General features: G+C 75.5%; 2 protein-coding genes. Both read left to right on the top strand.

The window, feature by feature from the left end:
• Positions 1-1120 (top strand): D-alanyl-D-alanine carboxypeptidase (locus AB0J68_RS31555; RefSeq protein ID WP_363942463.1); only part of this gene is annotated, 1120 nt, incomplete at its 5' end.
• Positions 1121-1160: 40 nt separating this feature from the next.
• A complete protein-coding gene (locus AB0J68_RS31550) occupies positions 1161-1988 on the top strand; it encodes a peptidylprolyl isomerase (RefSeq protein ID WP_354862663.1) in 828 nt (275 codons plus the stop codon).
• The last annotated feature ends 32 nt before the right edge of the window (positions 1989-2020 follow it).

The following is a 2020-nucleotide window of genomic DNA, read 5'->3' as shown; positions in this document are numbered from 1 at the left end:
GCCACGGCCCTCGCCCCCGCCCGCCGTGCCCGAAGCGCGGACGGTGGGCGGCGCCGGGCTGGCCACCAGCGGCCTGGTCGTGCCGACCGGCGCGGGCACGCCACCGGCGATCACCGCCACCTCCTGGCTGGTCGCGGACCTGGATTCCGGCAAGGTGCTCGGGGGCTGCGGCCCGCACGAGTACGGCACTCCGGCCAGCGTCCAGAAGCTGCTGCTGGCGGCCACGATGATGCCCCGGCTCGACCCCGCCCAGACGGTGACCGTCACCGCGGCGGACATGAACATCGAGCCCGGCTCCTCCGCCGTCGGCCTGGTCGAGGGCGGCCGCTACACCATCGAGACGATCTGGCTGGGGCTGCTGCTCAACTCCGGCAACGAGGCGGCGAACGCGCTGGCCCGGCTGGGCGGCGGGTCTGACGGCGCGGCCGGGGGAGTCCGCGCCATGAACGAGCAGGCACACCACCTGGGCGCGCTCCAGACGCACGCGGTCACGCCGTCCGGCCTGGACGGCAAGGGCCAGTTCACCAGCGCGTACGACCTGGCGCTGATCGCCCGGGCCTGCTTCGCGCAGCCGACCTTCCGGCGGTACGCGCTCACCCAGCTGGCGACGATTCCGGCCCAGCCGGCGCAGCGGACCAAGGGCTTCCAGATCCAGAACGAGAACCAGCTCATCTACCGGTACCCGGGCGCGTTGGGCGGCAAGACGGGCTTCACCGACCTGGCTCGGCACACCTACGTCGGCGCGGCGGAACGTGACGGGCGTCGGCTGGTGGTGACGCTGCTGGGCGCCGAGCCGGCGCCGATGCGCGGCTGGGAGCAGGGGGCGGCCCTGCTGGACTGGGGTTTCTCGCTGCCCCGCGACGCCAGCGTCGGCCGCCTGGTCGAGCCGGGTGAGCTGACCGCCACGCCGTCGGCCGCGCCGTCCGCGCCGTCCGCGCTTGCCGCGCCCGGTCCGCCCCGCCCGGCGGCGGCCAGCGGCCCGGCGGGCACCGGCTCCGGATGGCTGTGGTCGGTGGTCGCGCTGAGTGGCGCGGGAGTGCTGGCGCTGCTGGGCGGGTTGCTGTGGCACCGCCGCCGTCGGTTGCCCGGTCAGATCGACAACAGGCCTCGGCATCCATAGACTCCGGTCTTTCTGGCAGCACGAGCCCAGGAGGATCCCTGTGTCGAGTGAACTCGAAACGCCTTCCGGCGCGGCGGCACCCCGCCGGTCGGTACGCGCGCTGACCCGCCTCGCCGGTGTGACGGCGTTCGCCGCAACGCTGATCGTCGGCGCGTCGGCTGCCGCGGTGGCCGCGCCGGTCGCGGCCGACGGCACGGTGAGCGCGGCCGCCGCCGATGCCCGCCCGCCGCGCACCACGCACGGCCCGTGCGCCTACACCGAGACGCCCGACGAGCCAGCCGCCCGGCCGGTGCCGCTGCCGCCCGACCCGCGCCGCACCCCGGACCGGGGCAGCGTCCGGGTGACCCTCTCCACCAACCAGGGGCCGATCGGGTTGACCCTGGACCGGGCCGCCGCGCCGTGCACGGTGCAGAGCTTCCTGCACCTGGTCGGCAAGCGCTTCTACGACCGCACCCCGTGCCACCGGCTCACCGCTTACCCGACGCTGAGCGTGTTGCAGTGCGGCGACCCGTCCGGCACCGGCGAGGGTGGCCCCGGCTACCGGTACCGCGACGAACTGCCGACCGACCTGCCGCCGGCCCCCACCGACCCGACCGGCGTACGCCGGGTCTACGCCCGGGGCGTGCTGGCGATGGCCAACGCCGGGCCGGACACCAACGGCAGCCAGTTCTTCCTGGTGTACGCCAACTCGGCGCTACGCCCCAACTACACGATCTTCGGCACGGTGGACGCGGCCGGGCTCGCCACCCTGGACCGGATCGCCGCTCAGGGAATCGCGCCGACGGCCGAGGACCCGGCGCCGGTCGACGGCGCTCCCGCGCAGCCGGTGACCATCCGGCGTGCCGTCCGGGCACACCACCACCACTGACCCGCTCGGCGCGGTGGGCGGCCCCGGTCGCC

The sequence above is a fragment of the Micromonospora sp. NPDC049580 genome (genome assembly GCF_040675595.1).
In the GTDB taxonomy this organism is placed as follows: Bacteria; Actinomycetota; Actinomycetes; order Mycobacteriales; family Micromonosporaceae; genus Micromonospora.
Note: the sequence above shows the minus strand (reverse complement) of the source record. Positions and strands in the feature narration are given on the sequence as shown.